Source organism: Aeromicrobium sp., assembly GCF_036676885.1.
Taxonomy (GTDB): domain Bacteria; phylum Actinomycetota; class Actinomycetes; order Propionibacteriales; family Nocardioidaceae; genus Aeromicrobium.
The window spans coordinates 1-4,504 of sequence record NZ_JAKFCB010000319.1 but is presented as its reverse complement, the minus strand read 5'-3'; the positions used below and the strand labels follow the sequence as shown (position 1 = coordinate 4,504).

General features: G+C 68.1%; 3 protein-coding genes. 1 reads left to right on the top strand and 2 read right to left on the bottom strand.

Translation table 11 applies throughout. The annotated features are described in order from the left end of the window. On the bottom strand, window positions 1-2,931 hold a 2,931-nt coding region (locus tag V6M46_RS14850), incomplete at its 3' end, for a glutamate synthase central domain-containing protein (RefSeq protein ID WP_332666502.1). A gap of 108 nt (window positions 2,932-3,039) precedes the next feature. Further along, window positions 3,040-3,774, bottom strand: coding sequence for a VIT1/CCC1 transporter family protein (locus V6M46_RS14845; RefSeq protein WP_332666500.1), 735 nt, complete (start codon window positions 3,772-3,774; stop codon window positions 3,040-3,042). Window positions 3,775-3,919: 145 nt separating this feature from the next. On the opposite strand from V6M46_RS14845, the gene V6M46_RS14840 reads away from it, so the two are divergent. Continuing rightward, on the top strand, window positions 3,920-4,345 hold the full coding sequence (locus tag V6M46_RS14840) for a VOC family protein (protein WP_332666498.1): 426 nt from the start codon (window positions 3,920-3,922) through the stop codon (window positions 4,343-4,345). The last annotated feature ends 159 nt before the right edge of the window (window positions 4,346-4,504 follow it).

Genomic DNA, 4,504 nt, shown 5'->3' with positions numbered 1-4,504 from the left:
CCACGGGTAGACCTTCGGGCCGGGCAGCTGTCCACCCTCACCGGGCTTGGCGCCCTGCGCCATCTTGATCTGGATGTCATCGGCGTTCGTGAGGTACTCCGACGTGACACCGAAGCGGCCCGACGCGACCTGCTTGATCGACGAGCGGCGCTCCGGGTCGTACAGGCGCTCGGGGTCCTCCCCACCCTCGCCGGTGTTGGACTTCCCGCCGAGGCGGTTCATCGCGATCGCGAGGGTCTCGTGCGCCTCCTGGCTGATCGAGCCGTACGACATCGCGCCGGTCGAGAACCGCTTGACGATCTCCGACACCGGCTCGACCTCGTCGATCGGCACGGGTGCGCGCTCGCCGTCACGGAAGCCGAACAGCCCGCGCAGCGTCATGAGTCGCTCCGACTGGTCGTCGACGCGGCTCGTGTACTGCTTGAAGATCTCGTAGCTGCCCGTGCGCGTGGAGTGCTGCAGGCGGAACACCGTCTCGGGGTCGAACAGGTGCTCCGGTCCCCCGCGGCGCCACTGGTACTCGCCGCCGGTCTCGAGGTGGCGGCGCGAGGCGGCGATGCCGCTCGTCGGGTACGCCTTGACGTGCCGTGAGCGGACCTCCTCGGCCAGCACGTCCAGGCCGACGCCGCCGAGCTTGGACGACGTGCCGGTGAAGTACGCCTCGACGACCTCGGGCGACAGCCCGACGGCCTCGAAGATCTGGGCGCCGGTGTAGGACGCGACGGTCGAGACGCCCATCTTGCTCATGACCTTGAGCACGCCCTTGCCGAGGCCGTACGCGACATTGCGCAGCGCCTGGCCGGGCTCGACGCCCTCGACGAAGACCTTCTCGCGGGCCAGGTCCTCGGCGGACTCGAGCACGAGGTAGGGGTTGACCGCGGTCGCGCCGTAGCCGATCAGCAGCGCGACATGGTGCACCTCGCGCACGTCGCCGGCCTCGATGATGAGCCCGGCCTGCGTACGGAGCTTCTCGCGCACCATGTGGTGGTGCACGGCGCCGGTCAGCAGCAGCGACGGGATGGGGGCGAGGTCGGAGTTGGAGTGGCGGTCCGACAGCACGATGATGCGCGAACCCTCTTCGAGGATTGCACGCGACACATCTGCACAGATTTCTTCCAGCCTCCGGCGAAGCGCCTCACCTCCGCCGTGGACGTCGTACAGACCACGGACGACGTGCACCGAGAAGCCCGGCATGTCGCCGTCCTTGTTCATGTGCCGGATCTTGGCGAGCTCGTCGTTGTCGAGCACCGGGAACGGCAGCTGCAACATCCGGCAGGACGCCGGGCTGGGCGCCAGCAGGTTGCGCTCGGGGCCGATCGTGCCGGCCAACGACGTGACGACCTCCTCACGGATCGCGTCGAGCGGAGGGTTCGTGACCTGGGCGAACAGCTGCGAGAAGTAGTCGAACAGCTGGCGCGGGCCGTCAGAGATCGCGGCGATGGGCGTGTCGGTGCCCATCGACCCGATCGCCTCGGCGCCCGCACGGGCGATCGGCGCGATGAGGAGCCGCAGCTCCTCCTCGGTGTAGCCGAACACCTGCTGGCGCCGGGTGACCGACGCGTGCGTGTGCACGATGTGCTCGAGGTCGGGCAGGTCCTCGAAACGTACGAGACCCGAGTAGAGCCACTCGTCGTACGGGTGCTCCGAGGCGAGGGTGTTCTTGATCTCGTGGTCCTCGATGATGCGGTGCTCGTCGAGGTCGAGCAGGAACATCTTGCCGGGCTCGAGGCGCCCCTTGCGGGTGATGGTCTTCTGGTCGAGGTCGAGGACACCTGCCTCGGACGCCAGCACGACAAGACCGTCCTCGGTGACCCAGTAGCGGCCGGGGCGCAGGCCGTTGCGGTCGAGGACCGCGCCGATCTGGTTGCCGTCGGTGAACGCGATCGCGGCGGGACCGTCCCACGGCTCCATGACGGACGAGTGGAACTCGTAGAACGCCCGGCGGGCGGGGTCCATGTCGGCGTCGTTCTCCCACGCCTCGGGGATCATCATCATGACGGCGTGCGGCAGGCTGCGACCGCCGAGGTGCAGCAGCTCGAGGACCTCGTCGAACGAGGCCGTGTCGCTGCCGAGCGGGTCGCACACCGGGAAGAGCCGGTTCATGTCACCGGGGATCAAGTCGCTCTCGAGCAGCGCCTCGCGGGCGCGCATCCAGTTGCGGTTGCCGCGCGCGGTGTTGATCTCGCCGTTGTGCGCGATGAAGCGGAACGGGTGGGCCAGCGGCCAGCTGGGGAACGTGTTCGTCGAGAAGCGGCTGTGGACGATCGCCATCGCCGATTCCATGCGCGGGTCGGCGAGGTCGGGGAAGAAGCCCTCGAGCTGCTCGGGCGTCAGCATGCCCTTGTAGACGAGCGTGCGGCTCGACAGCGACGGGAAGTAGACCGCGAGCTCGTGCTCGGCGCGCTTGCGCAGGCAGTACGCCGTGCGGTCGAGCTGGATGCCGCTCTGCGCCTCGCCCGCCGCGGTCACGAAGACCTGGACGAACGCGGGCATGGCCGCACGAGACATGCCGTGACCCAGGACCTCGGGCTCGATCGGCACGTCGCGCCAGCCGAGGACCGTGAGGCCCTCCTCGCTCGCGATCTCCTCGATCCGGGCGCGAGCCTCGGCGGCTTCGGCCTCGTCGGTCGGCAGGAACGCCATCCCCGTGGCGTACGAACCGGCCGCGGGCAGCTCGACACCGCTCACACCCCGCAGGAACGCGTCGGGGACCTGAATCATGATGCCCGCACCGTCACCGGTGTCGGGGTCGCCGCCGACGGCCCCGCGGTGGTCGAGGTTGCGCAGGGCCGTGAGCCCCTGGAGGACGATCTCGTGGCTCGGCACGCCGGTCAGCGTCGCGACGAAGGCGACACCGCAGGCATCGTGCTCGTTCTGCGGGTCGTACAGACCCTGGGCAGGAGGCTGAGCCGAATAGAGGGGGGCGCGCATCAAGGGGCCTCACTTCACGTCGTCAGGATTGCGAAATTCTCGTACCGGGGACGACGTTGGCCTCGGACAGCATCACAAGATTACACGGAGCTTGCCGGAGATGCCGCATCAGCCGATCGCGCTGCCCACCGCGTCGCCGATGAGGTACGTGAGCCCGGCCGCCGCGCCGCCGAGCAGGAGCTGCCGGACGCCGCCGAACCACCACGACCTCGCCGTGATTCTCGTGACGATCGCACCGCACGCGAACAGCGCCACCAGCGAGACCACGATCGCCGTCCAGGGCGACTCGATGCCGATCACGTACGGGATCACCGGGATCATCGCGCCCACGGCGAACGCGAAGAACGACGACACCGCGGCGAGCATCGGCGAGGCCAGCTCGTCGACATCGACACCGAGCTCCTCCCGTGCGTGGACCCTGATCGCGTTCTCCGGGTTGCGGTGGATCTGCGATGCCACCTCACGGGCAACGTCCTCGTCGACGCCCTTCTCGATGAACATCACCGCGAGCTCGGCCTCCTCGGCCGATTCGTTGTTGAGTATCTCGTCACGCTCGAGGTCGACCTGCGCCATCGCGAACTCGCTCTGGCTCGCCACCGACGTGTACTCCCCCGCCGCCATCGAGAACGCACCTGCGGCGAGGCCCGCGAGACCCGCGAGGATCACGGCGTCATGGTCCGAGGTTCCGCCGACGACGCCCATGATCAGCGCGAAGTTCGACACCAGCCCGTCCATCGCACCGAATACGGCCGGCCGTAGCCAGCCACCCGTGACATCGGGGTGCTCGTGCCCGACATGCTCAGGATCCGGAAGCGGCTCGTTGCTCTCCATTGGGTCGGTCATGGTGAAAACGTACGTCTGACGGTGCGTCTGAGTCACCGAAGGTCAGGCTTTCCTGAGGTGACAGTCACGTCAGCCGATCTTCGCTGTGTCCGCAGGGATCGCGCCTCGTCCCCTAGCCTGTTGCCCCTACGGAGGAGGCAACGCCATGCAGTGGACGCTCGAGGTCGTGCAGGTCCCCGTCACCGACATCGACCGCGCGAAGGACTTCTATCACCAGCAGCTCGGATTCGCCGTCGACATCGACGACTCCGCGGATCAGGGACGGCGGTTCGTGCAACTGACCCCGCCCGGCTCCGGCTGCTCGATCCAGCTGTCCGCGGGCTACATCAGCGACCTCGTGCCCGGGTCCTTGCGTGGACTGGTGCTGGTCGTTCCCGACATCAGGGCGGCCCACACCCAGCTGGTCGAGAACGGAGTCGAGAACGATGGGGTCGTCGTCTCGTACGACGGCCTCGCCTTCAGGCCGGCCCGCGACGATGACGCACTCGACAACGTCGGCTTCGTCCGCTTCAGCGACCCGGACGGCAACCAGTGGTCGGTGCAGCAGATCAGCAGCCGCGCGAAGTCCTAGCGACCGTCCGGCCAGCCGGCGCTAGGCGGTGGATTCAGACTCGTCGTTCTTCTCGTCCACGGGCTCTTCGGCCACTTGATCGGTCTGTCCCCGCTTGCGGGTCGCGATGAAGTACGCCGCCGCCACAGCGAACACGATGATCGAGGTCCAGACGTTGAG

Excerpts from the sequence above, each read along its gene's own strand:
- V6M46_RS14845 (WP_332666500.1), bottom strand. The coding sequence starts at position 3,774 with ATGACCGACCCAATGGAGAGCAACGAGCCGCTTCCGGATCCTGAGCAT.
- V6M46_RS14840 (WP_332666498.1), top strand. The coding sequence starts at position 3,920 with ATGCAGTGGACGCTCGAGGTCGTGCAGGTCCCCGTCACCGACATCGAC.